Annotated in this window: 27 protein-coding genes; 11 read left to right on the forward strand and 16 right to left on the reverse strand. The window is 69.3% G+C overall.

The genetic code is table 11. The features are described 5' to 3' along the window. Positions 1-22: 22 nt before the first annotated feature. The 4 genes from frr to F0L46_RS12175 form a co-directional block, all read right to left on the reverse strand. Complete coding sequence (gene frr, locus F0L46_RS12160; protein ID WP_149817850.1) at positions 23-583, reverse strand: ribosome recycling factor; 561 nt, start codon at positions 581-583, stop codon at positions 23-25. A 55-nt stretch (positions 584-638) separates the two neighbouring features. Continuing rightward, positions 639-1,355, reverse strand: a complete 717-nt coding sequence (pyrH, locus tag F0L46_RS12165; protein WP_149817852.1) for a UMP kinase — start codon at positions 1,353-1,355, stop codon at positions 639-641. Positions 1,356-1,447: 92 nt separating this feature from the next. After that, positions 1,448-2,371, reverse strand: coding sequence for a translation elongation factor Ts (gene tsf / locus F0L46_RS12170; RefSeq protein WP_149817854.1), 924 nt, complete (start codon positions 2,369-2,371; stop codon positions 1,448-1,450). A 118-nt stretch (positions 2,372-2,489) separates the two neighbouring features. Further along, positions 2,490-3,518, reverse strand: coding sequence for a 30S ribosomal protein S2 (locus tag F0L46_RS12175; protein ID WP_149817856.1), 1,029 nt, complete (start codon positions 3,516-3,518; stop codon positions 2,490-2,492). A 318-nt stretch (positions 3,519-3,836) separates the two neighbouring features. Between F0L46_RS12175 and F0L46_RS12180 the strand changes: the two genes are divergently transcribed. Then, positions 3,837-5,003: a patatin-like phospholipase family protein gene (locus tag F0L46_RS12180; protein WP_149817858.1), complete on the forward strand. Its 1,167-nt coding sequence runs from the start codon at positions 3,837-3,839 to the stop codon at positions 5,001-5,003. 9 nt (positions 5,004-5,012) lie between these two features. Here the strand turns inward: F0L46_RS12180 and F0L46_RS12185 are convergent, their stop codons facing one another. From F0L46_RS12185 to thrS, 4 genes are all read right to left on the reverse strand, one after another. Next, complete coding sequence (locus tag F0L46_RS12185) at positions 5,013-6,305, reverse strand: RsmB/NOP family class I SAM-dependent RNA methyltransferase (protein ID WP_149817860.1); 1,293 nt, start codon at positions 6,303-6,305, stop codon at positions 5,013-5,015. Positions 6,306-6,370: 65 nt separating this feature from the next. Then, positions 6,371-6,667 carry a hypothetical protein gene (locus F0L46_RS12190; protein WP_149817862.1) on the reverse strand — a complete coding sequence of 99 codons (297 nt, stop codon included), beginning with the start codon at positions 6,665-6,667 and terminating at the stop codon, positions 6,371-6,373. A gap of 127 nt (positions 6,668-6,794) precedes the next feature. After that, the gene (locus F0L46_RS12195; RefSeq protein ID WP_149817863.1) at positions 6,795-7,217 is read right to left on the reverse strand and encodes an MAPEG family protein; all 423 of its coding nucleotides are present in this window, start codon (positions 7,215-7,217) and stop codon (positions 6,795-6,797) included. Between the two features lie 109 nt (positions 7,218-7,326). Next, positions 7,327-9,357, reverse strand: coding sequence for a threonine--tRNA ligase (gene thrS, locus F0L46_RS12200; RefSeq protein WP_149817865.1), 2,031 nt, complete (start codon positions 9,355-9,357; stop codon positions 7,327-7,329). A 204-nt stretch (positions 9,358-9,561) separates the two neighbouring features. Here thrS and F0L46_RS12205 point away from each other — a divergent pair, with 204 nt between their 5' ends. After that, positions 9,562-10,371, forward strand: a complete 810-nt coding sequence (locus F0L46_RS12205) for a MipA/OmpV family protein (protein ID WP_240539970.1) — start codon at positions 9,562-9,564, stop codon at positions 10,369-10,371. Here F0L46_RS12205 and yidD read toward each other — a convergent pair. Next, positions 10,347-10,703, reverse strand: coding sequence for a membrane protein insertion efficiency factor YidD (yidD, locus tag F0L46_RS12210; protein ID WP_149817867.1), 357 nt, complete (start codon positions 10,701-10,703; stop codon positions 10,347-10,349). The genes F0L46_RS12205 and yidD overlap by 25 nt on opposite strands. Positions 10,704-10,713: 10 nt before the next feature. Continuing rightward, on the reverse strand, positions 10,714-11,154 hold the full coding sequence (locus F0L46_RS12215; RefSeq protein WP_149817930.1) for an iron-sulfur cluster assembly scaffold protein: 441 nt from the start codon (positions 11,152-11,154) through the stop codon (positions 10,714-10,716). A gap of 163 nt (positions 11,155-11,317) precedes the next feature. On the opposite strand from F0L46_RS12215, the gene folE reads away from it, so the two are divergent. After that, entirely contained in the window at positions 11,318-11,959 is a 642-nt protein-coding gene (gene folE, locus F0L46_RS12220) for a GTP cyclohydrolase I FolE (protein ID WP_149817869.1), read from the forward strand. Between the two features lie 77 nt (positions 11,960-12,036). Beyond that, entirely contained in the window at positions 12,037-12,450 is a 414-nt protein-coding gene (gene hisI / locus F0L46_RS12225) for a phosphoribosyl-AMP cyclohydrolase (protein ID WP_149817871.1), read from the forward strand. Positions 12,451-12,526: 76 nt separating this feature from the next. On the opposite strand, the gene F0L46_RS12230 is transcribed toward hisI, so the two are convergent. The 3 genes from F0L46_RS12230 to rpiA form a co-directional block, all read right to left on the reverse strand. Next, the gene (locus F0L46_RS12230; RefSeq protein ID WP_149817873.1) at positions 12,527-13,027 is read right to left on the reverse strand and encodes a DUF2059 domain-containing protein; all 501 of its coding nucleotides are present in this window, start codon (positions 13,025-13,027) and stop codon (positions 12,527-12,529) included. Between the two features lie 96 nt (positions 13,028-13,123). Further along, positions 13,124-13,651, reverse strand: a complete 528-nt coding sequence (locus tag F0L46_RS12235; protein WP_149817875.1) for a DUF2059 domain-containing protein — start codon at positions 13,649-13,651, stop codon at positions 13,124-13,126. 69 nt (positions 13,652-13,720) lie between these two features. Further along, positions 13,721-14,422 (reverse strand): ribose-5-phosphate isomerase RpiA, encoded by a 702-nt coding sequence (gene rpiA, locus F0L46_RS12240; protein WP_149817877.1) that lies wholly within the window; start codon positions 14,420-14,422, stop codon positions 13,721-13,723. A 182-nt stretch (positions 14,423-14,604) separates the two neighbouring features. On the opposite strand from rpiA, the gene gor reads away from it, so the two are divergent. The 4 genes from gor (at position 14,605) to F0L46_RS12260 (ending at position 20,853) form a co-directional block, all read left to right on the forward strand. Continuing rightward, positions 14,605-15,996, forward strand: coding sequence for a glutathione-disulfide reductase (gene gor, locus F0L46_RS12245; protein WP_149817879.1), 1,392 nt, complete (start codon positions 14,605-14,607; stop codon positions 15,994-15,996). 4 nt (positions 15,997-16,000) lie between these two features. Next, complete coding sequence (gene gbd, locus F0L46_RS12250; RefSeq protein ID WP_149817881.1) at positions 16,001-17,131, forward strand: 4-hydroxybutyrate dehydrogenase; 1,131 nt, start codon at positions 16,001-16,003, stop codon at positions 17,129-17,131. Positions 17,132-17,501: 370 nt separating this feature from the next. After that, complete coding sequence (locus F0L46_RS12255; RefSeq protein ID WP_149817883.1) at positions 17,502-18,887, forward strand: class II 3-deoxy-7-phosphoheptulonate synthase; 1,386 nt, start codon at positions 17,502-17,504, stop codon at positions 18,885-18,887. 232 nt (positions 18,888-19,119) lie between these two features. Continuing rightward, a complete protein-coding gene (locus F0L46_RS12260) occupies positions 19,120-20,853 on the forward strand; it encodes a methyl-accepting chemotaxis protein (RefSeq protein ID WP_240539971.1) in 1,734 nt (577 codons plus the stop codon). 269 nt (positions 20,854-21,122) lie between these two features. Here the strand turns inward: F0L46_RS12260 and F0L46_RS12265 are convergent, their stop codons facing one another. After that, positions 21,123-21,575, reverse strand: a complete 453-nt coding sequence (locus F0L46_RS12265; RefSeq protein WP_149817885.1) for a hypothetical protein — start codon at positions 21,573-21,575, stop codon at positions 21,123-21,125. Between the two features lie 92 nt (positions 21,576-21,667). Here F0L46_RS12265 and gph point away from each other — a divergent pair, with 92 nt between their 5' ends. Further along, positions 21,668-22,462, forward strand: coding sequence for a phosphoglycolate phosphatase (gph, locus tag F0L46_RS12270; RefSeq protein ID WP_149817887.1), 795 nt, complete (start codon positions 21,668-21,670; stop codon positions 22,460-22,462). Between the two features lie 16 nt (positions 22,463-22,478). On the opposite strand, the gene F0L46_RS12275 is transcribed toward gph, so the two are convergent. Next, positions 22,479-23,567 (reverse strand): ROK family protein, encoded by a 1,089-nt coding sequence (locus tag F0L46_RS12275; RefSeq protein WP_149817888.1) that lies wholly within the window; start codon positions 23,565-23,567, stop codon positions 22,479-22,481. Positions 23,568-23,858: 291 nt separating this feature from the next. On the opposite strand from F0L46_RS12275, the gene F0L46_RS12280 reads away from it, so the two are divergent. Beyond that, on the forward strand, positions 23,859-24,062 hold the full coding sequence (locus tag F0L46_RS12280) for a hypothetical protein (RefSeq protein ID WP_149817889.1): 204 nt from the start codon (positions 23,859-23,861) through the stop codon (positions 24,060-24,062). Positions 24,063-24,106: 44 nt separating this feature from the next. Beyond that, complete coding sequence (locus F0L46_RS26160) at positions 24,107-24,250, forward strand: hypothetical protein (RefSeq protein ID WP_188311942.1); 144 nt, start codon at positions 24,107-24,109, stop codon at positions 24,248-24,250. A gap of 26 nt (positions 24,251-24,276) precedes the next feature. Here the strand turns inward: F0L46_RS26160 and F0L46_RS26165 are convergent, their stop codons facing one another. Then, a complete protein-coding gene (locus F0L46_RS26165) occupies positions 24,277-24,447 on the reverse strand; it encodes a hypothetical protein (RefSeq protein ID WP_188311943.1) in 171 nt (56 codons plus the stop codon). Between the last annotated feature and the right edge of the window lie 119 nt (positions 24,448-24,566).

Raw genomic sequence — 24,566 nt, forward strand, 5'->3', positions numbered from 1 at the left:
CCCGCTCGCGATCATGAGGCCCTCAGACCTGCATGATCTCCTTTTCCTTGGCGGCGACGATCTGGTCGACCTCGGCGATCGTCTGATCCGTCGCCTTCTGCACCTGGTCGGCCTGACGCTTCTCGTCGTCCTGGCTGATGTTGCCGTCCTTCTCGAGCTTCTTGAGGAGATCGAGGCCGTCGCGCCGCACGTGGCGCACGGCCACGCGCGCCTCCTCGGCATATTTGTGCGCGACCTTCACCATCTCCTTGCGGCGCTGCTCGTTCATCTCCGGGATGCGCAGGCGGATCACCTGCCCTTCCGTCTGGGGATTGAGGCCGAGGTCGGACTCGCGGATCGCCTTCTCGACGGCGGCGACCATGCCGCGGTCCCAGACCTGGATCGACAGGAGGCGCGGCTCGGGCACGCTCACCGTGGCGACCTGGTTCATGGACATCGCGGCCCCGTAGGCGTCGACCGTGAGCGGCTCCACGAGGCTCGCCGAGGCGCGCCCGGTGCGCAGGCCGCCGAGATCGTGCTTCAGCGAATTGATGGCGCCCTGCATGCGGCGCTTGATGTCGTTCAGGTCGAAGGTCGCAGCCATGGTCCTCGTTCCTACGCAAACGTCCTTTTGGGCTTACGCCGCGGCGGGCTCGGCTTCAAGGGGCAACGATGGTCGAGCGCGAGCGCCCGTCGAGGATCGCCGTCACGGAGCTCGGCGCGTGCACGCAGCCGACGATGATGGGCAGCCGGCTCTCGCGCGCGAGAGCGAAGGCCGCGGTATCCATCACCTTGAGATCGCGGGCGATGGCGTCGTCGTGCGACAGGCGGTCGAAGCGGGTGGCCGACGGGTCCTTCTTCGGGTCCGCCGAGTAGACACCGTCCACCTGGGTGGCCTTGAGGACGGCATCGCAACGCAGCTCGGCGGCGCGCAGGACGGCGGAGGTGTCGGTGGTGAAGAACGGGTTGCCCGTACCGCCCGCGAGCACCACCACCTGGCCCTTGTCGAGGTGGTGAAGCGCCGGCTGGCGGGCATAGGTCTCGCAGATGGTGGGCATCGAGACGGCGGACATCGTGCGGGCCGCGACCCCGGCGGCGTTGAGCGCCGTCTCGAGGGCGAGCGAGTTCATGACCGTCCCGAGCATGCCCATGGAATCGGCGGTCGGACGGTCGATCCAGCCGGCCGCGCTCATGCGGGCGCCCCGGATGATGTTGCCGCCCCCGACCACGATGGCGATCTCGAACCCCGCCCGCGTCGCGGCCGCGATGTCCTGGGCGAGCGCCGACAGGATCTGCGTGTCGAGCCAGTAGCCGTCGGCGGCCATGAGGGCCTCGCCCGACAGCTTCACCAGAACGCGACGGAAGGGCATGGTCATAGGAGGCTCCGGGTCTCGCCGAGGTGGGCATTCCAAGAAAAAGGCGGCGCCGGGCGCCGCCTTCCGATTCGAACCGGGAAGGCCCGCGCTTCTTAGCGCACGCCCGCCTGAGCCGCGACCTCGGCCGCGAAGTCCGACTCCTCCTTCTCGATGCCCTCGCCGAGCGCGTAGCGCACGAAGCCCGTGAGCTTGAGCGGCGCGCCGACCTTGGACTCGGCCTCCTTGAGCACCTGGGCCACCGTCTTCGAGCCGTCGTGCACGAAGGGCTGCTCAACGAGGGTGACCTCCTTGTAGTAGCTCTTGAGGCCGCTCTCGACGATCTTCTGCATGACGTGGTCGGGCTTGCCCGCGTTCTTCTCACGCAGGATCGCCGACTCGCGCTCCACCACCGCGGGATCCACGCCCGAGGCGTCGAGGGCCGCAGGGTTCATCGCCGCGATGTGCATGGCGATCTGGCGGCCGAGCGTCGAGATCTGCTCCACGTCGCCCGTCGACTCGATGGCGACGAGCACGGCGATCTTGCCCAGACCCTCGCTCACCTGGTTGTGCAGGTAGGTGGCGATGACGCCGTGGCCCACCGTGAGCTTCGCCACGCGGCGCAGCGTCATGTTCTCGCCGATGGTGGCGATGAGCTCCTGCAGGCGGTCCTTGACCGTGGTCGAGGCGCCGGGGAAGTGCGTGCCCTCGAGGGACTCGAGCGTGCCCTCGCCCATCAGGGCGAGCTTGGCGGCCTCGCGGGCGAAGGCCTGGAACTGCTCGTTGCGGGCCACGAAGTCGGTCTCGGAGTTGACCTCGACGATCGCGGCCGTGCGGCCCGACGACTCGGCGGCGACCAGACCCTCGGCCGCGACGCGGCCGGCCTTCTTGGCGGCCTTGGCGAGGCCCTTCTTGCGCAGCCAGTCGACCGCCGCCTCGATATCGCCGCCGGTCTCGTTGAGAGCCGCCTTGCAGTCCATCATGCCCGCGCCGGTCTTCTCGCGCAGGTCCTTCACCATCGCCGCGGTGATGTTCGCCATGGCTCGTCCTTTCTCAGCTCGCATAAGGGAGCCCGGCGCTCGGTTCAGAGAACGCCGGGCTGGAATTCGTCACGATGGGGTCGACGCCGGTGCCCCGGCGCCGCTTCCCGGGGCTGGCTCAGGCCGCCACCGTCTCGAGCATCGTGCGGGCCTGGTTGACCCAGCCGTCGCGCTCGATGCGCCCGTTGAGCTTCAGGTCGCCGTCGAGGCCGGTCACGTCGGCCGGCTGCATCGCGGCGACCTGCCAGTAGTGATAGATGCCCGCGTCGTTGAGCTTCTTCTCGAGCTGCGGGCCGACGCCCGTGAGCTTCGTCAGGTCGTCCGGCGCGCCGCGGGGAGCCGCGAGGCGCTCGAACTGCTCGGCCGGCTCGTAGGCCGCGACCGGAGCGGTCTCGGCGGCCGGCAGGTCCTCGACCATGGGGGACTCGGAGGCGCCGATATCGAGGCCGAGGTCACCCTGGCCGCGGGAGATGCCGTCGAGCGCCGCGCGGGCGATCAGCTCGCAATAGAGCGCGATGGCGCGGCCCGCGTCGTCGTTGGCCGGGACCGGGAAGGTGATGCCGTCCGGGTCGCAGTTGGTGTCGACGATGGCTGCCACTGGGATCCCGAGGCGCTGAGCCTCCTTGATCGCCAGCTGCTCCTTGTTGGTGTCGATGACGAAGATCAGGTCGGGCACGCCGCCCATGTCCTTGATGCCGCCGAGCGCCTTCTCGAGCTTCTCCTTCTCGCGGGAGAGCATCAGGCGCTCCTTCTTGGTCAGGCCGCTGGCCCCGCCGCCGAGGATCTCGTCGACCTTGCGCAGGCGCTGGATCGAGCCCGAGATCGTCTTCCAGTTCGTGAGCATGCCGCCGAGCCAGCGGGAGTTCACATAATACTGGGCGGAGCGCTTCGCGGCGTCCGCGATGGCGTCCTGAGCCTGGCGCTTCGTGCCCACGAAGAGCACGCGTCCGCCCGCGGCCACCGTGTCGCTCACCGCCTGGAGGGCGCGGTAGAGCATCGGCACCGTCTGGGCGAGGTCGATGATGTGGATGTTGTTGCGGGTGCCGAAGATGAACGGGAGCATCTTCGGGTTCCAGCGGTGGGACTGGTGACCGAAATGCGCGCCAGCTTCGAGCAGCTGCCGCATGGAAAAGTCGGGAAGCGCCATCTTGAGTTCTCCGGTTGTGCCTCCGCGGAGCGGTTGGCCGGACCTGCCGGCCACCGGGACCCCTCGTCGGCGACGAGGCAGGCTCCGCGTGTGGAATACGCGCGCATATACGGGCTGGCGGAGGCGAATGCAAGCGCAGCGCCCGTGACGCGACCGGAGCAGTCGGGGCGACGCCGCCGCGCAGGCGGGCGGCCATTCCTTCGGCTGTAAAGTGATACCGAAGTTTAGGGTGAGGCATCCTTCAAGCAGGCGGGCTGCCGGAACCTAACTTTCCAGCGACGAGTTTCATCATTGTACTCTTCCGCCCGGGAGGTCGCCGTGGCCAATTTGCGTTGTGTTCGTGTATTCGTCTTCGGCCTTGCGCTGGCTGCCCCTGCCCTCGCATCGGCCGGGACGGTGGCGGACAAAGAGCGGTCGCGGGATCGCACGCCCTATACGATGGAGGAGGCCGTCGCGGCGACGCCGGTCGGCATACCGGGGGTACGCTTCTTCGGCGACGATCCGGAGGCGTTCCGCGCCGCGGTCGAGGCCGCCCCCGGAGCGACGCGTCCCTGGCTCGTGCTGTCGGGCGGCGGCGAGAACGGCGCGTACGGTGCCGGCGTCCTCAACGGCTGGATGAAGGCCGGCACGCGGCCGAGCTTTGGCGTGGTCACGGGAGCGAGCACGGGCGCGCTCATCGCGCCCTTCGCCTTCGCAGGCCCCGCCTTCGACGAGTCCCTGCGAACCGCCTACACCACCATCGACGCGGCCGATATCTTCGAGGTCGGCAACGAGGGCGAGAGCCTGCTCGACACGTGGCCGATGCAGAAGATGCTGGAGCGCTTCGTGACGCCCGAGCTCCTGCGGGCCGTCGCCGCGGGTCATGCCGAGGGGCGCCGCCTCTTCGTCCTCACCACCGACGTGGATCTCCAGCGCCCCGTGGTGTGGGACATGGGCGCCATCGCGAGCCGCGGCGGGGACGACGCGTTGACGCTTTTCCGGAGGGTCCTGCTCGCATCGGCCAGCATCCCGGGCGCCTTCCCGCCCGTCTATCTCGAGGCGGAGGCCGGGGGGCGGCGCTTCGGCGAGATGCATGTGGACGGCGGCGTCACGAGCCCCTTCTTCGTCGCCCCCGAGCGCACCCTTCTCGCCGGAACGGCCCGCCTTCCCGCCGAACGGGTCTACGTCCTGATCAATTACGGATTGAGACCGGATTTCCAGGTGACCGAGCGGACCACGGTGACCATCCTCGGCCGCGCCATGGCGGCAGCGATCCAGGCCGGGACGCGCGCGGCGATCGCGAGCGCGACGGGATTCGCCCGCCGCACCGGCACCACGATCGACTTCGCGCATATCGACGACGGCTTCAAGGCGACGACGAGCAAGGCCTTCGACCGCCGCTACATGCAGGCCCTGTTCGCTTATGGCGAGGACGCCGGGCGCGCGGGCAACGCCTTCCGCCGCGACCCGCTCGGGATCGCGGCGCGCACGGTGGCGGGGCGATAAGCGTCCGGGTCAGCCCCGCTTCAGCACGCTCACGAAGAAGCCGTCCGTGCCGGTCTTGAGCGGCGTCATCTGCACGCCCCGCTCCGTGAGGCGCACCCGCTCGGCGAAACCCTCGGGCCCCCTCGCGGCGACATCGCCAGGCGGCACGACCGTGAAGCCGGGGTTGCGCTCCAGGAAGGCGGCGAGGGCGTCGTCATTCTCCTCCGGCAGGAGGGAGCAGGTGATGTAGACGATCCGCCCTCCGGGCCGCACGAGCCGGGACGCGCGGTCGAGAACGATCTGCTGCTCCTTGAGGCGCGATTCCAGGCTGTTGGGGCGGACCCGCCACTTGGTATCGGGATTGCGCCGCCAGGTGCCCGACCCGGTGCAGGGCGCGTCCACGAGCACGCAGCCCATGCGGCCGTCGAGATCGTCGACGGGATCGTCGTTGCGGCCGCGCGGCGTGCGAACCTGGACGTTGCGCACCCCGGCGCGCTGGAGTCGGTCGTGGATCGGGGCGAGGCGGCGCGCGTCGGAATCGGTCGCGTAGATCTGGCCGCCATTTCCCATGAGGGCCGCAAGCGCGAGCGTCTTGCCGCCGCCGCCCGCGCACAGGTCGACCACCTGCTCGTGGGACTCGACGCCCGACAGCATCGCGGCGATCTGCGAGCCCTCGTCCTGGATCTCGACCCAGCCCTTCACGAATTCGGGCTCCGCCTGAACCGCTGGCCCGCGCCCGTCCGGTCCGGGCGGCACGCGAAGGCCCAGCGGCGACAGCGGGGTCTCGATCATATCGAGATGGACGAGAGCCTGATGGGCCTCCTCGCGCTCCGCCTTGAGCGTGTTGACGCGGATGTCGAGGGGCGCCCGGGACGCCATGGCGGTCATCTCGGGGATCACATTGTCGCCGAGGAGGCGGCGGAGCGAGGGCTCGACCCAATCGGGAAAGTCGCCCGCCACATGGGCGGGGGCGCCGTCGAGGGAGGCGGCCTCGAGGCGCTCGCGCTCGGCCGCGGTCAGGGGTTCGGGGGCGAAGCGGTCGCCGGAACAGAGCGCCGCGATGGCGTTCACGTCGAGGCCGCGCAGCGTCCGCAGGGTGCCGAGCAGGGTGGCGCGGGGGGTGGTCTCGCCCATCAGCCAGGAGGCGGACGCCTTCCGGCGCAGCGCGTCGTAGACGAGGCTCGCGATGGCGGCCCGGTCCTTCGACCCGGCGAAGCGATGGGACAGGCCCCAATCCTTGAGCGCGTCGGAGGCGGGGCGGCGGCGCGTCTCGATGTCGGCGAGGACCTCGATGGCGGCGGAGATGCGGGCGGCGGGGATCATGGGGCGCTTGTCGCACCATGCACCGCCGCCCGCAAGCCGGGGATCTCGTTCCCCCGCCGGGTTCGTCAGCGACGGTTCCGCGCGCGATCGCCGCCCGAGACCTGGTTGCTGTAGATGTCCTGAACGGCCGGGCGGTTCGGGTGCACGGTCGTGCCGGTGGAGGCGGGCTCGCGGCGGTCGGAGTTGCGCTGCATGGTCTTCAGCCCGCGCTGGCCGGCGCGCTCGAGGTTCTCGAAGAACTGGACGTTGTGCACGCCCGTGCCCACGGACGGGGCGGAGGTGACGGGAAGCGCGGACGCCGGAGCCGCGAGGAAGGCGCAGCCGAGCGCCGCAAGCGAGAGCGAAGCAAACGTGGTCTTCATCGGACGTCTCCCAAGTGGTTGGAACCCGCCCCCATGTTACGCGAGCGGATTCGCATGAACTGGAAGACCAACGCAAGACGTGACCGTAAGGTCCAAGGCCCGGCGCCGAAATATCGCCCGGGCACGCTCAGCCCGAGATCAGGATGCGAACGGCGAAGATCGCCCACATGAGCATCAGCACGGCCGTTCCGGCAAGAAAGACGCGAAAGCGCGTCAAGACGTTGTTCGTGGTCGTGTAGACGTAGGCATGGACGAGCCGCGCCGTCACGAACAGCCAGGACAGCACCACGAAGAGGAGATCCGCCTGCCGCGTCACGATCGCGAGCGCCACCAGGGCGTAGAACAGCACCGGCGTCTCGAACTGGTTATGAAACGTATTCGCCACCTGGGTCACACGCGCCGGCCACGCCCGCTCGCCCAAGGCGATGTCGCGGATCTTCACCTCGCCGGCCCGCACGGCCGCGAACCGGGTGCGCCCCATCATGAACAGCAGGACGAAGGTGAGGCCCACCTGGACGAAGACAGGGGCGAGAATGGCGGCGATGGACATCGGGGCTCCGGGATGCGCTCGGGTTCAAGCTTAGCCTTGTCAGTCCGGTTCGATCCAGCGCCGCGTCGTACGCGAGGGGAAGCCGCCGTGAAGCGGCTTCCCCGACGGGTCAGACGATCGTGCGCTCGACCACATGCTCGCCGTCGAGCTCGACCGCAGCGCTCTGGAGCCCCTGATCGCTCGCGCGGACCCGCCGGCGGTCCGGGGAGACGGCCTCGTCGGTGAGCGCCTTGAGCGCCTCGTCGAGACCCATGGAGCGCTGGTCCTGGGAGCCCAACCGCCGCATGTTGACCGTACGCTCCGCCGCCTCGCGCTTGCCCAGCACCAGGATCACGGGGACCTTGGCCACCGAGTGCTCGCGGACCTTGTAGGTGATCTTCTCGTTGCGAAGATCCTCCTCGACCCGCAGCCCCGCGCGCTCCAGGGCCGCGATCACCTCGCGGGCGTAAGGGTCGGCCTCCTGCGTGATCGTCGCGACCACGACCTGGACCGGCGCGAGCCAGAGCGGGAAGTGGCCGGCGAAGTGCTCGATCAGGATGCCGGTGAAGCGCTCCATCGAGCCGCAGATGGCGCGGTGGACCATGACCGGCGTGGTCTTCTCGCCCGAAGGGTCGATATAGAACGCGCCGAAGCGCTCCGGCAGGTTGAAGTCGACCTGCGTCGTGCCGCATTGCCAGTCGCGGCCGATGGCATCGCGCAGCACGTACTCGAACTTCGGCCCGTAGAAGGCGCCCTCCCCCGGGTTGATGTCGGTCTTGATCCGCCCGCCAGACTCCGCCTCGATCTGTTTCAGCACGCGGGTCATCACCTCCTCGGCGTGGTCCCACATGGCGTCGGTGCCGACGCGCTTCTCGGGGCGCGTGGAGAGCTTCACGACGATCTGGTCGAAGCCGAAATCGGCGTAGGTGCTCAAGATCAGGTCGTTGATCTTGAGGCACTCGTCCGCGAGCTGGTCCTCGGTGCAGAAGATATGGGCGTCGTCCTGCGTGAAGCCGCGCACGCGCATCAGCCCGTGCATCGCGCCCGACGGCTCGTAACGGTGCACGACGCCGAATTCCGCCATGCGCAGAGGTAGATCGCGATAGGATTTGAGGCCGTGCTTGAAGATCTGCACGTGCCCCGGGCAGTTCATGGGCTTCAGGGCGAACCAGCGCTTGTCCTCGGCCTCGTCACCAGCGCTTTGAGCCGCGAACATGTTCTCGCGGTACCAGCCCCAGTGCCCCGAGGTCTCCCACAGGGACTTGTCGAGGATCTGGGGCGCGTTGACCTCCTGGTAGTCGCCCTTGAGCCGCCGGCGCATATAGGCGACGAGCTCCTGGAAGACGGTCCAGCCTTTGGCGTGCCAGAACACCACGCCGGGCCCCTCCTCCTGGAAGTGGAAGAGGTCCATCTCGCGCCCGAGCCGCCGGTGGTCGCGCTTCTCGGCCTCCTCGAGCTGCCGGATATAGGCGTCGAGGTCCTCCTGGGTGGCCCAGGCCGTGCCGTAGATGCGGGTGAGCATCGGGTTGTTGGAATCACCCCGCCAATAGGCGCCCGCCACCTTCATGAGCTTGAAGGCGGTGCCCACCTTGCCCGTGGAGGTCATGTGCGGGCCGCGGCACAGGTCGAACCAGTCGCCCTGGGCATAGATGCGCAGGTCCTCGCCCGCGGGAATCGCGTCGACGAGCTCGACCTTGAAGCCCTCGCCCTTGTCTGCGAACACCTGCTTCGCCTTGTCCCGGCTCCACAGCTCCTTCGTGAAGGGCTTGTCGCGGGCGATGATCTCGCGCATGCGCGCCTCGATCGCCGGGAAATCGTCGGGGGTGAAGGGATCGGGCCGTGCGAAGTCGTAATAGAACCCGTTCTCGATCACCGGGCCGATGGTCACCTGGGTGCCGGGATAGAGGCTCTGCACGGCCTCCGCCAGCACGTGCGCGCAGTCGTGGCGGATCAGCTCCAGGGCGCGGGGATCGTCGCGGGAGACGAACTCGATGCGCGCGTCGCGGTCGATGGCGTCGTCGAGATCCACGACCCGCCCGTCGAGGGCCATGGCGACCGTGCGCTTGGCAAGGCTTTTCGCGATGCCCTCGGCGACGGCACGGCCCGTGACGCCGGCCTCGTATTCGCGGCGGGCGCCATCGGGAAAGGTGAGGTTGATCATCGGTCTTCTCCTGGGGCTCACTCCTGCAGACGAGGCAGGTAAGCGGGTGTCGGGGCGCCCCGTTTAGTGCGGCGCCGGAGTCGAGGCAAGCCGCGCGCCGGCCGGGCGCGGGACGCAATCTCGGCCGAAAAGCTTGCGCGGGGCGTTCAACACGCCTTAACCCGGGGCGGGTTAGAGAAGCCTCAAGGTTAAGGATCCGCCACCGTGCTCCGTCGTCTCGCCTTCATGGCCTTGAGCCTTCTCGCCGCCGCTCCGGCGCTCGCGGCCGATCCGCTCTTCGCGCCCGAGCCCGTAGCCTCGTCCGGCTGGATCGTGACCGTGCGGGCGAACGTGACCCTGTCGCCGAAGTTCGAGGGCTCCGACGCGCGCACGCTCTTCGCCTACCCGACGCTCTCGGTGCGCCGCGCGGGCACCAACCCGCGCTTCAGCGCCCCCGACGACGGGCTCGGCATCGCGCTCTACGAGCAGCCCGGCTTCGCGGTAGGTCCCGTGGTGGCCTATCGCCCCGGCCGCTATACGGGCGACGACCGCCGGCTCGCAGGCCTCGACGACGTGCGCTGGGCCATCGAGCCCGGCGTGTTCCTGGAGTTCTGGCCCACCGACTTCGCCCGCGCCCGGGTCGAGCTCCGGCACGGGGTCTTCGGCCACCAGGGCCTGGTCGGGACGCTGGGCCTCGATTACGTGCAGCGCGCCGGGGCGGTCAGCTTCTCCTTCGGTCCCCGCGCCGAGTTCGGCGACGGCCGTTATGCCCGCGACGTGTACGACGTGACGCCGTTCGAGGCCGCGCTGAACCCGTTCGTCACGGCCTATCGCGGCAAGTCCGGGTTCACCTCGGTCGGCGCCGTGGCCGCGGTCACCTACGATTGGACGCCCTCGATCAGCACGACGCTCTATGGCGGCTACAAGCGGCTCGTGGGCTCGGCGGCCGACAACCCCGTGACGGAGGCCTTCGGCTCCCGCGACCAGTTCAACATCGGCCTGCGGGCCTCCTACTCCTTCGGAGTCGATTGGTAGTCGATCCCCGGCGCGTTCACGCCGCGCCAGCGGCCGTAGCGCCACGGGGTCGTCCAGCGCGCGCCCGGGGGCAGAGCCTCGCAGACGACGTCGATCCCGTCGGTGCCGCCGGGGCCGCAGCGGCAGATCCTCGCCAGCCCGATCCATCCGCCGGCCCACAGCCCATGCCGGCGGATCGCCTCGTCCGTATATTCCGAGCAGGACGGCCAGTGCCGGCATTGGCGCCCCACCAGCCCGGACAGGCTATAGCGATAGAGCTGGATCAGCCCGCGAGCCGCGAGCGAGGGCGCGGCGGCGGCCCCGTCGAACAGCCGGTCGAGGGTCGAGGGCATGGCGCCGCCCTCAAGCCGGGGCGGCGCCGGCCTTGGCCTTCTCGATCGCCTCCACGACGGCGTCGAAGGTGAGAAGGGTCGAGGCGTGGCGCGCCTTGAACTCCCGCACGGGCTCGAGCACCGCAAGATCGCTCCACTTGCCGTCCGGCGCGGGCCCGCCCTCCTTGAGCATGCGCCGCACCGCGTCCCGGACGCCCCGGAGCTCGCCCTCGGTCGCGCCCACCACATGGCGCGCCATCACCGAGGAGGAGGCCTGCCCGAGGGCGCAGGCCTTCACGTCATGGGCGAAATCGGTGACCACCCCGTCCGCGAGGCAGAGGTCCACGGTCACGGTCGAGCCGCAGAGCCGCGAATGCGCGGTCGCGGTGCCGTGCGGCGCGGGCAGCCGGCCGATCCGGGGAATGTCCGCGGCCAGCTCCAGGATGCGGCGATTGTAGATGTCGTTCAGCATGGTGATCACTATGTAGTCGCCCGCCCCCTTCTCCGCGAGGGGCACCGACGCCATGTGAGACTCGTTGACCTGTCGGGACCGGACGTGCGGCGAAGAGCCGCGAGACTGGTCCACGCCGGCTGACCGAGCGTAAGCTGGACATCAACTGAGCGGGAGGCGCCACATGGATGCCGTGGTTAAGTCCTTGTCCGCGCGTGTGACCGAGGTCGCCGCCGACAAGCCGAAGATCGAGAAGCCGACCCGCGAGGAAGCGGAAGCCGCCGTGCGGACATTGATCCGCTGGGCGGGGGACGACCCCGAGCGGGAGGGCCTGCGGGACACCCCGCGCCGGGTCGCGAAAGCCTATGGCCAGCTCTTCGCAGGCTACGGCGAGGACGCCCGGGAGATCCTGAACAAGGTCTTCGAGGAGGTGGAGGGCTATGGGGACATGGTCCTCGTGCGCGACATCCCCTTCCATGCCCATTGCGAGCACCACATGGTGCCCTTCATGGGCAAGGCGCACGTGGCCTATTACCCGTCCGCGGGCGTGGTGGGGCTCTCCAAGCTCGCCCGGGTCGTCGACGTCTTCGCCCGCAGGCTCCAGACGCAGGAGACCATGACGGCGCAGATCGCGGAGGTGATCGACGAGGTGCTGCGCCCCAGGGGCGTGGCCGTCATGGTCGACGCCGAGCACATGTGCATGACCATGCGCGGCGTGCAGAAGCCGGGCGCCTCGACGCTCACCACCCAGTTCACGGGCGTGTTCCGGCAGGATCCGGCCGAGCAGGCGCGCTTCTTCACCCTGCTGCGGGCTGGCCGGTCTTGACGCCGGCCGCCGCACGGCCTTGACGTTCGAACGCCCGGCCCCCGAGCCGGGCGTTTTCACATCCGCGGAACCGTCCGATGACCGCCCCGACCTTCCCGGCCCCTGGCTCCAAGCGCGAGCTCGAGGAGGGTGCCGTGCTCACCCCGCGCTTCGACGCGGCGGGCCTCGTGACCTGCATCGCGACGGACGCCGACACCGGGGCGCCGCTCATGGTGGCCCATATGAACGCGGAGGCGCTCGCCCGGACGCTGGAGACCGGCGAGGCCTGGTACTGGTCGCGCTCGCGGGGCGAGCTCTGGCACAAGGGCGCCACGAGCGGGCAGATCCAGACGGTCGTCGAGATGCGGGTGGACTGCGACCAGGACGCCCTCTGGCTCAAGGTCCGCGTCGCCGGCGACGGCGGCTGCTGCCACACGGGCCGCCGCTCGTGCTTCTATCGCGTGGTGGAGCGGGACGGGACGCTGACGGGCGCCGACACGCCCCGCTCATGACGGACGGCGGTTGGCCCGGCGGCACCGCCCTCCCCTCCCCCTTGCGGGGAGGGTGCCCGTCGGCGCTTGCGTGCCCTCAGATGGCGTGCCCCTTGCCGCGCAGGCTCGCCTTCACCTGGGCCTCGATCTCGGCTGCGATGCGCTCGCCCCAGCGCTGGCCGACCGCCACGGTCATCTGCATCATGTGCGGCTGAAGGGCGGCGAGCTTGGCGCCTGCGGGGGAGCGGTAGAACGCCGTCATGCTCTCCAGCTCCTGGAGCGAGAAGCCCTCGGCGTAGATCGGCGCGATGTCATCGACGAGCTCGTCGACCCGGGCCACCATCGCGTTATGGAGCACCGCGATGACCTCGTCGATGTCGGCTTCCGTCTGCGGATTGGCCTTGACGATCATCGTGCGCACGCTGCCCGCAAGCATCGGCATCGCTTCCTTGACCCCGTCGACGGCGCGCATGGCGCCGATCAGCTCGCGGGCCGCCGCGACGCGCGCGGCGTCGACCGGCCCCTCGGCGCGAGCGGCGGGAGCGCCCAGGAGCGGCAGGGCGAGGGCAAGGGCGAGCAGGGTGAGACGGCGGATCATGGGGCGACCTCTTTCGATGCCCCATTGGACGCCCGCATGGTTAACGAACGGTTGCGCCCGCGCGGCCCCTCGGGGGCGCGGGCGCGACGGGTCGGCCTACTGCATCGCGTGACCGCGCTTGCCCATCTCGGCGCGCACGCGCACCATCATGTACTCGGCCACGCCCTGCGACCACTTCTGCATCTCGCGCACGAGCTCGTCGAGCACGGCAGGCTGGGTCGCCACGTAGCGGACGCCGGCGGGCGACTTGAAGAAGGCGAGCACGTCCTTGAGCTCGGCCTCGGTCAGGCTCGTCGCGTAGATGCGAGCGGCCGTGTTGAACATGATCTGGCGCTGCTGATCGAGTTCGGGCTTGAGCCCATTCAGCACCTCGTCGAGGTCCTTGGTGACCTCGGGACGGGTGACCATCGCCTGCTTGAGCTGGTCCATGAGCGCCGGGATCATCGGCTCGAAGGAGCGGCTCATCCCGGAGGCCGTCACGATGTCGCGGGCGACCGCAAGCTGCGCCGCGCTCGGCTGGCCGGCGGTGGCCGCGGGACGGGGCGGCGTCTGGGCGTGGGCGGCGCCGAGCGGCAGGGCGAGCGCCAGAAGGGTGGCGGCGAGGCGGTAGGCGGGGCGGGTCATCGCGTCGTACTCCAGGAAGGCTCACGGTCCGGGGGTGCCGGGGCTGTTCGGGTTCGCGGGGGCGTCTGATCAGACCTGCCCGAGTTCGACAAGCCCCTCCGATGTGGCGAGGATCGCGCCGGTCGCCAGACCGAGGAAGAGGCCGTGCTCCACCACGCCCGGAACGGCGACGAGATCGGCGGCCAGCGCCTCCGGGTCGTCGATGCGGGACAGGTGCGCGTCAAGAATGAGGTGCCCCCCGTCGGTGACGAATGGCGTGCCGTTTGCGGCGCTTCTGAGGCGCAGGTCATCGGGACAATTGCGGCGGGCCAGCACCGCCGAGACGGCGCGCCGGGTCGCCTCCAGGCCGAACGGGTTCACCTCGACCGGCAGCGGAAAGCGGCCGAGACACGCGACGCGCTTCGAGCCGTCGGCGATGACGATCATGCGGCGGCTCGCCGCGGCGACGATCTTCTCCCGCAGCAATGCGCCGCCGCCGCCCTTGATCAGGCGGAGGCGATCGTCGAGCTCGTCGGCGCCGTCGACGGTCAGGTCGAGCACGGGCTGCTCGTCCAGGGTCGCGAGGGGGATCCCCTCCCCCTCGGCCTGCATGCGCGTCTCCTCCGACGTCGGCACGCCCACGATCCGCAGCCCGGCGCGGACGCGCTCGCCCAAGAGCGCGACGAAATGCTTCGCGGTCGAGCCGGTGCCGAGGCCGACGGCCATGCCGTCGGAGACGAGGGCGAGGGCGCGGGCGGCGGCTTCGCGCTTGAGGCGTTCGGGATCTGTCATGAACGGGGCCTTAGCCCGTCCGGCCGTCGCGGGCAATCGCCAAGCCGGGCACGGGAGCCAGTCGCCGCCGCGAGCGCCCGCGCACGCCGCGACGCCGGTTTCCCTTGCCGCAGCGTCGCCGGGCGCCGATGTTGTCGCTCATGTCGGGTTCGAGCGGCCCGGGCCGCCCCGCGGAGGAGTTCATGAGCGAGTTCGACGTCGACCTGTTCGTCATCGGCGGTGGCTCGGGAGGCGTGCGCGCCGCCCGGATCAGCGCGAGCCACGGCGCGCGGGTCATGGTGGCGGAAGAGTTCCGCTATGGCGGCACCTGCGTGATCCGGGGCTGCGTGCCCAAGAAGCTGATGGTGCTGGCCAGCCGCTTCCCCGACGACTTCACCGACGCGGGCGGCTTCGGCTGGCAGGTAGAGGAGCCGCGCTTCGACTGGTCGGCCCTGATCGCGCAGAAGGACCGCGAGATCGGCCGTCTGGAGGAGATCTACCGGAACAACCTCCAGAAGGCAGGCGTCGAAACGCTCGACGAACGGGCCGTGATCGCGGGCCCCCACGAGGTGCACCTGGAGCGCTCCGGCCGGACGATCCGCGCCCGCAACATCCTCGTCGCGGTGGGCGCGCGCCCCGTAATGGAGCCCGTGATCCCCGGCGGCGAGCTCGGCATCACCTCGAACGAGGTGTTCGATCTGGAGACCCAGCCCGAGCGCATCCTCATCATCGGCGGCGGCTACATCGCGGTGGAGTTCGCCGGCATCTTCGCGGGGCTCGGCTCGAAGGTGACGCTCCTCCACCGGGGCGATCGCCTGCTGCGCGGCTTCGACGATGAGATCCGCGATCTGCTCGGCGAGGCCTATGTGAAGCGGGGGATCGACCTCCTCCTCAAGACCACGCTGGAGCGCCTCGACCGGACGGGCGACGGCGCCATCCGCGCCACCTTCTCGGACGGGCGCACGATCGAGATCGACCAGGTGCTCGTCGCCACGGGCCGGCGGCCCAACACGGAGGGGCTCGGCCTGGAGCGGGTCGGGATCGAGGTGGACCAGGTAGGCGCGATCCCCGTCGATTCCTATTCGCGCACCATCGCGCCCTCGATCTTCGCGGTGGGCGACGTGACCAACCGGGCGAACCTCACCCCCATCGCCATCCGCGAGGGCCACGCCTTCGCCGACACGGTGTTCGGGGGCAAGCCGACCCTCGTGGAGCACGATCTCATCCCCACCGCCGTGTTCTCGACGCCCGAGATCGGCGTGATCGGCATGTCGGAGGCGGCGGCGCGAGCCATCCACGGCGACGACGTGGTGATCTTCAAGACGAGCTTCCGCCCGATCCGCGCCACGCTCTCGGGCCGGGACGAGCGGACCTTCATGAAGCTCGTGGTCGACGGCGTCTCCGACCGGGTGCTCGGCGTCCACGTCATGGGGCCGGACGCAGGCGAGATGATCCAGATGGCGGGCGTCGCGGTCACGATGGGGGCCACCAAGGCCGATTTCGACCGCACCGTCGCGGTGCACCCGACGGCCGCCGAGGAGCTCGTCACCATGCGCACGCCCTTCGTCGTGAAGAAGCCCGTGGCGGTGGGGTGAGACCATGGCCCTGATCACCTATCTCACCACAATCCGCTTCGGCGCAGGCGTCCTGGCCGAGCTGCCCGAGGATCTCGACGCTTTGGAATTGCGCCGGCCGCTGATCGTCACGGACCGGGGCGTCGCGGCGGCGGGCCTCGTGGAGCGGCTGTTCGCGGCGCTGGGCGGGCGCCCCCGCATCGTCTTCGACGACGTGCCCTCGAACCCCACCGAGGCGGCAGCGCTCCAGGCGCTCGATCTCTACCGGGCCGAGGGCTGCGACGGGGTGATCGGGTTCGGCGGCGGCTCGCCGATCGATCTCGCCAAGGCGGTGGCGATCCTCGCGACCCACCCGGGGCCGCTCGCGCAATATGCGATGATCGACGGCGGGGTGGCCCGCATCACCGACCGGGTCGCCCCCGTCATCGCGATCCCGACGACGGCCGGCACGGGCTCGGAGGTGGGGCGCGGCTCGCTCATGAACCTCGCCGACGGCCGAAAGGTGGGCCTCATCAGCCCCTACCTCATCCCGCGCCGCGCCGTCAGCGACCCCGACCTGACCCTTGGCCTCCCCTCTCGCCTCACGGCCGCGACGGGGATGGACGCCCTCTCGCACTGCATCGAGACGTTCCTCTCGCCGCGCTTCAACCCGCCGGCCGACGCGATCGCGCTCGACGGCGCGGGCCGCATCGTCCGCCATCTGGAGCGCGCCGTGGCGGATGGCTCGGACAGGGAGGCCCGCGCCGAGCTGATGATGGGCGCGCTCATGGGCGGCATGACGTTCCAGAAGGGGCTCGGCGGCGTCCACGGCCTGTCCCACGCGCTTGGCTCTCTCAAGGAGCCCTCGCTCCACCACGGGCTCCTCAACGCGGTCCTCCTGCCGCCGGTCCTGCGCTTCAACGCGGGGCACACGGGCGACAAGGAGAGCCGCCTCGCCGCGGCCATGGGCCTGAGCCCAGACACAGACCTCGCCGGGTCCATCGAGGCCCTCAACACCCGCATCGGCCTGCCGCCCTCGCTCGCGGGCCTCGGCATCCCGGACGCCGTGGTGCCCGAGATCGCGGCGAAGGCCGAGCGCGACCACTCCACGCCCACGAACCCACGGCCGATCGGAGCCGCGGATTACGAGCGCATTCTGCGGGACAGCTTGAAGTAAAGCACCCTCTCCTCTCCCATGGGGAGAGGGATGCACGCAGTGCCAGGGGGTGAGGGGGTACCACGCCCATCCAGCTGTCCCCCACCCCGCCAAGTCCACTCTCATCCTCGTCCTGAGGCGCCCACCGCAGGTGGGCCTCGAAGGGCGCTCCAGGGATCTCCCTCCGGCTCACGCGCGTGCTGCGTGCTTCGAGGCTCTCCTCCCGCTCGCACGTCGGCATGAGGGAGTTGGAGAGTGCCGCCCCTCCCCGCCCTCCCTCCGGCAAACACCCGTCTCGCCCTCGCGCGACGCCTCGTGTATAGACCGCCCTCCCGTTAACCAGGATGATCGCGACGCCAGCGACAGACGCAGACACGAGACGAGGAACGCGATGACCGAGCGGTGGACGCCCGACAGCTGGAGGGGCAAGCCCATTCAGCAGGCGCCGGCCTATCCCGACGCCCAGGCCCTCGAGGGCGTGGAGCGACAGCTCGCCGGCTTTCCGCCGCTCGTCTTCGCGGGCGAGGCGCGCAAGCTCAAGCGCCAGCTCGCCAAGGTGGCGGCGGGCGAGGCGTTCCTTCTCCAGGGCGGCGATTGCGCCGAGAGCTTCGCCGAGCACTCGGCCGACAACATCCGCGACTTCTTCCGCGTCTTCCTGCAGATGGCCGTGGTGCTCACCTTCGCGGGCGGCTCCCCCGTGGTGAAGGTCGGGCGCGTGGCCGGGCAGTTCGCCAAGCCCCGCTCGGCCGACATGGAGGCCGTGAACGGCGTCGAGCTGCCGAGCTATCGCGGCGACATCATCAACGACATCGAGTTCACGCCCGAGGCCCGCATCCCCGATCCGCGCCGCCAGCTCATGGCCTACCGGCAGTCGGCCGCGACCCTCAACCTCATCCGCGCCTTCGCGACCGGCGGCTACGCCAATCTCGAGAACGTCCATTCCTGGACGCTCGGCTTCGTGAAGGACGCGCAGCAATCGTCGCGGTACCGCGAGATCGCGGACCGGATCTCCGAGACCCTCGACTTCATGCGCGCCATCGGCATCGACCCGGAGGTCCATCCGGAGATGCGCGTGACCGACTTCTATACCTCGCACGAGGCGCTGTTGCTCGGCTTCGAGCAGGCGATGACCCGGGTCGATTCGACGACGGGCGACTGGTACGACACGTCGGGCCACATGGTGTGGATCGGCGATCGCACCCGCCAAGCCGACCACGCCCATGTCGAGTTCCTGCGCGGCGTGAAGAACCCGATCGGCCTCAAGTGCGGCCCTTCGCTCACGGCGGACGGCCTGCTGCGGCTCATGGAGATGCTCGATCCCGCGAACGAGCCGGGCCGCCTCACGCTCATCTGCCGCTTCGGCGCCGACAAGGTGTTCGACCACCTCCCCGCGCTGGTGCGGGCGGTCAAGCGCGAGGGCCGCACCGTGGTGTGGTCGTGCGATCCCATGCACGGCAACACGGTCAAGGCGGGCTCCGGCTACAAGACCCGGCCCTTCGACAAGATCATGCAGGAGGTGCGCAACTTCTTCGCCGTCCACCAGGCAGAGGGGACGCATGCCGGCGGCGTGCATCTCGAGATGACGGGCAAGAACGTCACCGAGTGCACCGGCGGTGCCCGCGCGCTCACCGATGCGGATCTCTCGGACCGCTATCACACCTATTGCGACCCGCGCCTGAACGCCGAGCAGGCCCTGGAGATCGCGTTCCTGACCGCCGAGCTGATCAAGCGCGAGCGCCAGGGCCGCGTGCGTCCGAAGACCGAGGCTGCCGAATAGGACGAGACCAGTGCCTTCGTCCCGCGAATGGGGCGAAGGCACAACGTCGATCTCGCCGATTCTGCCGCGAAAGCAGGCATATTGCCGCGGTACCTTTTTAACCTAGGTCAAAATAGCTCGATTTGTTCGAAAAATTCGCGCGAATGCGCCCGGATTCATTTCACGTCACAAGACGGCATTAAGACATTTCGGCGACCTTGCCTCCCGTAACGTAAGGTCGGAGTGACGAGACATGTTCGGACTGTTCGGAGCCGCCACAGGAAGCAAGGGGCGCTCCATGAGCCGGCGGGAGATCAATTCCAGGCTGGCCGCCCTCGACAAGTCGCTCGCCACGATCGAGTTCGCCATGGACGGCAGGATCCTGCACGCCAACGCGAACTTCCTCGCCGCCATGGGTTACGAGCTCGCCGAGATCGTCGGGCAGAAGCACGCGATCTTCGTCGATCCGGCGGAAGTCGACGGCGAAGGCTACCGGGAGTTCTGGGCCGCCCTGCGGCGCGGCCAGTTCCAGTCCGCCGAGTACCGCCGCCTCGCCAAGGGCGGGCGCGAGGTCTGGATCCAGGCGACCTACAACCCCATCCTGGACGGCGCCGGCCGGCCGGTGAAGGTGGTGAAGTTCGCCACCGACGTCACGGCCCAGAAGCGCCAGAACGCGGATTTCGGCGGCCAGATCGCGGCGATCAACAAGAGCCAGGCCGTCATCCATTTCGACATGACCGGCACCATCCTCGACGCCAACGACAACTTCCTCGCGGCGGTGGGCTACGAGCGCGCCGACGTGGTCGGCCAGCACCATTCGATGTTCCTCGATCCGGAGGAGGCGAAGGGCTGGGACTACGCCAATTTCTGGCAGCGCCTGAACCGCGGCGAGTTCGAGAGCGGCGAGTTCCGCCGTCGCGGCCGGGGCGGGCGCGAGCTCTGGCTCCAGGCGAGCTACAACCCGATCTTCGATGCGAACGGCAAGCCGTTCAAGGTGGTGAAATACGCGATCGACGTGACGGCCGAGCGGCTGCGGGCCGCCGATTTCGCGGGCCAGATCGACGCCATCAACAAGAGCCAGGCGGTGATCCACTTCGACATGGACGGCACCATCCTCCAGGCAAACGAGAATTTCCTCGATGCGATGGGCTACCGGGCCCAGGAGGTGATCGGGCAGCCGCACCAGATGTTCGTCGACCGGCAAACCTCGGCGAGCCGCGAGTACCAGGAGTTCTGGCAGAAGCTGCGCCGCGGCGAGTTCCACTCGGCGGTCTACAAGCGCAGCGGCAAGAACGGCCGCGAGGTCTTCATCCAGGCGACCTACAACCCGATCTTCGACATGAACGGCAAGCCGTTCAAGGTGGTGAAATACGCCACCGACATCACGGGCAACATGGCGGCCCGCACCGCGGCCATCGAGGCGGCCGACCAGACGCTCCACAACGTCCAGGCCGTCGCGGCGGCGGCCGAGCAGATGAGCGCCTCCGTGCGCGAGATCACGGTCAATATGGGCCGGTCGAAGGAAGCGGTGGACCAGATCCACGGGCACACCGTCAACGCCGACAAGTCGACCCTGGAACTGCAGCAGGCGGCGGAGTCGATGGATGGCGTCGTGCAGCTGATCACGAAGATCGCCGAGCAGATCAACCTGCTGGCCCTCAACGCCACCATCGAATCGGCACGTGCGGGCGAGGCCGGCAAGGGCTTCGCGATCGTGGCGAACGAGGTGAAGAACCTCGCCAACCAGACCACGTCGGCGACGTCGCGCATCTCCGAGCAGATCACCGCGATGCAGTCGGTCTCGACGGAGGTGGTGAAGACCCTCGAGGCGATCAGCACCGCGGTCGTATCGGTCCAGGACTACGTCACAGGCGCGGCCAGCGCGATCGAGGAGCAGAGCGTCGTGACCCAGGACATCTCGTCCAACATGCACACCGCGGCGGCAGGCGTGGAGAACATCACAAAGAGCCTGACCGCCTGGCGCTGAGCGCGCCAGCCCCCGAATGCGAGACGGCGCCCGGGCGATACGCTGCCCGGGCGCCGGTCGACGCAACAAATGCTTTACGCTTTACGCTTCTCGCCTCAGCTGAGATAGCCGAGGAAGAAGAGGATCAGGATGATCGGAAGAGGAATGCCGATCAGCCACAACAGACCGCCACGCAACATGTTGATCTCCCGTGATTTGGATGATCAACGGCTCAGCCTGATCCCGGGTTCCATACTGTCGGATTCTTTGAAGGGCGCCTCCGCGGAGGCTTAGCGCGTGCCGGGCGAGGTCGTGGCGCCCGATTGCGGCGGGCGGACCGCGGCCGCGGGCGCCGGGCTCGTCGGGTTCGCCTGGGGCGTGCACACCACCTTGCTCTCGAAGACGTAGCAGATGCTCATCTCGCCCGAGCGGAAGTTGACGCGAAACACCCCGCCCTCGCGTTCGTGGCGCGACCCCACGAGGCCGTAATCGCCCGCCGGCTGCCCGCCCGCGCCCTCGCCGGGCCCGAAGCACAGCGTCGCGCCGACCGATCCCTCTTGGAGCCCGTACTGGCAGGCCGAGACCTCGCCCATCGCGCGGTCGATGCGGTAGATCCGGTTGAGGTCCGTCTGCGGGGCGGGCGTAAAGTCGTACGCGCCCGCCTGCGCGAGCGGAGCCCCCAGGACCAACCCCAGGAACGAAACTGCCGCGGCACGGTTGATCAGGCCTTGCCCGTGTTGCATCAAAACCTCCAACTCGATTAACGAATCAGCGGCACAATAGCAGAGCGGGCGACGGCTTGATCCCGCGCCCGGTTCTCAGCTAGCGAATCCCCATGGCCGCACCCGCGCACCCCATCGTCGTCTTCGATCTCGACGGGACCCTCGCCGACACGGCGCCCGACCTGATCGCGACCCTCAACGCCATCCTCGCCGACGAGGGATTGGCGCCGCTGCCGCTCGCTGAGGCCGGCGCGCTGATCGGGGTCGGAGCCCGCGCGCTCATCGAGCGCGGGGTCGCCTCGAACGGCCGCACGCTGCCGCCGGGCCGGCTGGACATCCTCTACGCCGAGTTCCTGGAGCGCTACGCCGCGAACGTCTGCGTCGAGACCCGGCTCTACCCCGGTGCCCGTGCGGCCCTGAATCGGCTCGCGGGCGAGGGCTACAGGCTCGCGATCTGCACCAACAAGTTCGAGTCCCATGCCCGCGCCCTGCTCGCGGCCTTGGGCGTCCTCGACATCTTCCAGGCGCTCGGCGGGCGCGACACGTTTCCCGTCTGCAAGCCCGATCCGCGCCACCTCACCCTTACCATCACGGCCGCCGGCGGCGACCCCACGCGGGCCGTGATGGTGGGCGACTCGCGTACCGATATCGTGACGGCGCGGGCGGCGGGAATTCCGGTCATCGCGGTGCCGTTCGGCTACACGGACGTGCCGATCGAGACCCTGAGCCCGGACCGGGTGATCTCCCACTTCGACGAGCTTGCCGAGGCGGTCCACCGCCTCGTGCCGCTCGCCTGGCCGCAGTCCACCGCCGCCCAGTCCCTCGGGGGCAGCCTCCAGGGCAACGGCTCGGCCGGCCGTTGCACGCTCGAGGCCACGGCGCGGCCGAGGCTTCGCGCCTATCGCTGATCGGGCCCGGTCGCCCCTACCGCTTCGCATCCTCCGGCGCCGCGCGGTTCGTGAACCGGGCGTTGCCGAGGCCGGTGCCGATCGTCAGGACGCCCCAGCGCTCCACGTCCTTCATGAACGGCACCTCGCTCAGGCCCTGGACGACGGCGTCGTTGTGGATGAGCACCACCGTCTCGTGCCCACCAATCTTCGGGATGGCCTCGCGCAGGCTCTTGGCGAGGTTGAACCGGCTCGATTCCCAATTGCCGCCGGGCAGGTTCTGGCCGCCGCGCTCGATGGTGCCATCCTCCCGGATGAGCCCCGGGCAGCCCACGCCGATGAAGGGCGCGAGCTTGAGCCCCTCCCGGTCTGCCTTGCCGATCAGCTCCTCGATCATGCCGGCGAGGCGCGCGACCGCGTCGTCGCGCGAGGGGGTCGGCTTGTCGTCGTCGCGGTGGCGCCACAGCATGGATTTCCACACGCTCGCCCGGGACAGGTCCGCCGCCTTCTTGAGGTTGAGGGCGACGATCCCCGCCCGGATGTTGCTGCCGCCGATGTCGACCGCGAGCAGGCTGTCGTGGCCGGTGAACATCCAGCTCGGCATGAGATGGGCCGCGCCAAGAAGCCCCGCCTCGTCGGGGTGATGGCGGATCGGCACGAGGGTGATCTCGATCCCCCCCGCCGCCTTGAGGATGACGCTCGCGCGTCCGATGGCGAGCTCGCCGAGGCGGCTGTCGCGCAAGCCCCCGCCCACGACCACGCGCTGCGTGTCCTTCCAGCCCTTGGCGCGCAGGAAGCGGCGGGTGACGCTCGCCATCTCCTGGGCGAATTCCTCGATGGCGCCCATCACGAGACCCGCGGCCTCGGGATCGCCCTCGATGAGAGCCTTATCGAGGCGCTTCTTGCCGATGTCGCGGCTCGGCTGGTCGCCGAGCGGGTCGTCGCCGTCCGCGTTCGTCTCGCGCAGACGCTCCCGCCAATCCTCGAGGATGGCGCGAAAGGCCCGGTTGCTCGCCCGGTCGCCGAGGAACCCGCCCTCCTCGTCGCGCAGCTCGATATTGTAGTTGTCCAGAACGACGGACGGCAGCTGCGGCGAGCCGTGAGCGAGGGGACTGGGCGTTGACATGGGGGCTCCTGGCGCGGGCGGCCTCAGCCGCGCGAGCAGGATCAACGCAAGGTGAGTAGCCCGGTTTCCCGCGAGCGGCGGCGCCCCGCAGGGGTTGCTTCCATTCGCCACCGAACGGGCCTGACCGCCCGGAGCGCCCCCATGAAAAGCGAAAGGCCCGGCGCCGGTACATCCGCGGTCGGCGGGCCTTTGTGCGCCGGTTGAACCGAACGCCCAGTCAGTATGGGGACGGCTTGGTTAACGAATTGTTAACCATGATCCTAAAAAGCTGTGGGCATGGAGGGATCGATCATGCCGACAGAGTCCAAGACACGCCGCGGCGGGGTTCTCGAGCAGGCCCGCCGGCTCGCTAAATCCGGCGCCTACACCTCGGCCGACGCGGTTCTGGGTGCCCTCCGGGAGATCGACCCGTCGATCGCGTCCTCGCGCTGGTTCAGCGACTTCCGATTCAAGGCGCAGCTCGGCATCCTGTGCGAGCTGGCCAGGCGGGCGTGACCGCCCGAACCGTTTCATCGCGATCATTCATTCGAGGTTTTGCCATGGACCACGATTACGAGCCCGACGGCGTCGCCGACGAAACATTCGACACCGACGACGCGCCTGTGAGCGAACGCCCGGCCGTCGTGCCCTTCGATCCGCATTTCGGCGCCAAGGTGCGCGACGAGGACTGGAACTGGGCCTGACGTCGAGGCGCCCTCTCGGAGCCGCTCTAGGCCCGGCTGAAGATCAGCCGGCCGGAGAGCGTCAGGAGCACGGCCAGAAGCATGTAGCCCGCCGCGGCCGTCGTGCCGGGGTCGAAGCAGTGCGCGCCCGACGTGAGGTGGAGGTGCGAGACCGCCTCGCACGCGCTGATCCCCGCTCCCCTTGCAATCTCGGTCATCACGATGCCTCCCTCGAGCACGATTGTGTATTGTATGCCATTGAATTGCGAACGATAGGTTACTGCTCGCCGAAAACTGACGGGACGGAAGCCGCTGCCGACCCGGTGGTCTTCCGGTT

The sequence above is a fragment of the Salinarimonas soli genome (assembly GCF_008386575.1).
GTDB lineage: Bacteria > Pseudomonadota > Alphaproteobacteria > Rhizobiales > Beijerinckiaceae > Salinarimonas_A > Salinarimonas_A soli.

Coding starts and splice junctions, on each gene's coding strand:
- frr (WP_149817850.1), bottom strand. CDS start 583: ATGGCTGCGACCTTCGACCTGAACGACATCAAGCGCCGCATGCAGGGC.
- pyrH (WP_149817852.1), bottom strand. CDS start 1,355: ATGACCATGCCCTTCCGTCGCGTTCTGGTGAAGCTGTCGGGCGAGGCC.
- tsf (WP_149817854.1), bottom strand. CDS start 2,371: ATGGCGAACATCACCGCGGCGATGGTGAAGGACCTGCGCGAGAAGACC.
- F0L46_RS12175 (WP_149817856.1), bottom strand. CDS start 3,518: ATGGCGCTTCCCGACTTTTCCATGCGGCAGCTGCTCGAAGCTGGCGCG.
- F0L46_RS12185 (WP_149817860.1), bottom strand. CDS start 6,305: ATGATCCCCGCCGCCCGCATCTCCGCCGCCATCGAGGTCCTCGCCGAC.
- F0L46_RS12190 (WP_149817862.1), bottom strand. CDS start 6,667: ATGAAGACCACGTTTGCTTCGCTCTCGCTTGCGGCGCTCGGCTGCGCC.
- F0L46_RS12195 (WP_149817863.1), bottom strand. CDS start 7,217: ATGTCCATCGCCGCCATTCTCGCCCCTGTCTTCGTCCAGGTGGGCCTC.
- thrS (WP_149817865.1), bottom strand. CDS start 9,357: ATGATCAACCTCACCTTTCCCGATGGCGCCCGCCGCGAATACGAGGCC.
- yidD (WP_149817867.1), bottom strand. CDS start 10,703: ATGCCCTCGACCCTCGACCGGCTGTTCGACGGGGCCGCCGCCGCGCCC.
- F0L46_RS12215 (WP_149817930.1), bottom strand. CDS start 11,154: ATGCTGAACGACATCTACAATCGCCGCATCCTGGAGCTGGCCGCGGAC.
- folE (WP_149817869.1), top strand. CDS start 11,318: ATGGATGCCGTGGTTAAGTCCTTGTCCGCGCGTGTGACCGAGGTCGCC.
- hisI (WP_149817871.1), top strand. CDS start 12,037: ATGACCGCCCCGACCTTCCCGGCCCCTGGCTCCAAGCGCGAGCTCGAG.
- F0L46_RS12230 (WP_149817873.1), bottom strand. CDS start 13,027: ATGATCCGCCGTCTCACCCTGCTCGCCCTTGCCCTCGCCCTGCCGCTC.
- F0L46_RS12235 (WP_149817875.1), bottom strand. CDS start 13,651: ATGACCCGCCCCGCCTACCGCCTCGCCGCCACCCTTCTGGCGCTCGCC.
- rpiA (WP_149817877.1), bottom strand. CDS start 14,422: ATGACAGATCCCGAACGCCTCAAGCGCGAAGCCGCCGCCCGCGCCCTC.
- gor (WP_149817879.1), top strand. CDS start 14,605: ATGAGCGAGTTCGACGTCGACCTGTTCGTCATCGGCGGTGGCTCGGGA.
- gbd (WP_149817881.1), top strand. CDS start 16,001: ATGGCCCTGATCACCTATCTCACCACAATCCGCTTCGGCGCAGGCGTC.
- F0L46_RS12255 (WP_149817883.1), top strand. CDS start 17,502: ATGACCGAGCGGTGGACGCCCGACAGCTGGAGGGGCAAGCCCATTCAG.
- F0L46_RS12260 (WP_240539971.1), top strand. CDS start 19,120: ATGTTCGGACTGTTCGGAGCCGCCACAGGAAGCAAGGGGCGCTCCATG.
- F0L46_RS12265 (WP_149817885.1), bottom strand. CDS start 21,575: ATGCAACACGGGCAAGGCCTGATCAACCGTGCCGCGGCAGTTTCGTTC.
- gph (WP_149817887.1), top strand. CDS start 21,668: ATGGCCGCACCCGCGCACCCCATCGTCGTCTTCGATCTCGACGGGACC.
- F0L46_RS12275 (WP_149817888.1), bottom strand. CDS start 23,567: ATGTCAACGCCCAGTCCCCTCGCTCACGGCTCGCCGCAGCTGCCGTCC.
- F0L46_RS12280 (WP_149817889.1), top strand. CDS start 23,859: ATGCCGACAGAGTCCAAGACACGCCGCGGCGGGGTTCTCGAGCAGGCC.
- F0L46_RS26160 (WP_188311942.1), top strand. CDS start 24,107: ATGGACCACGATTACGAGCCCGACGGCGTCGCCGACGAAACATTCGAC.
- F0L46_RS26165 (WP_188311943.1), bottom strand. CDS start 24,447: ATGACCGAGATTGCAAGGGGAGCGGGGATCAGCGCGTGCGAGGCGGTC.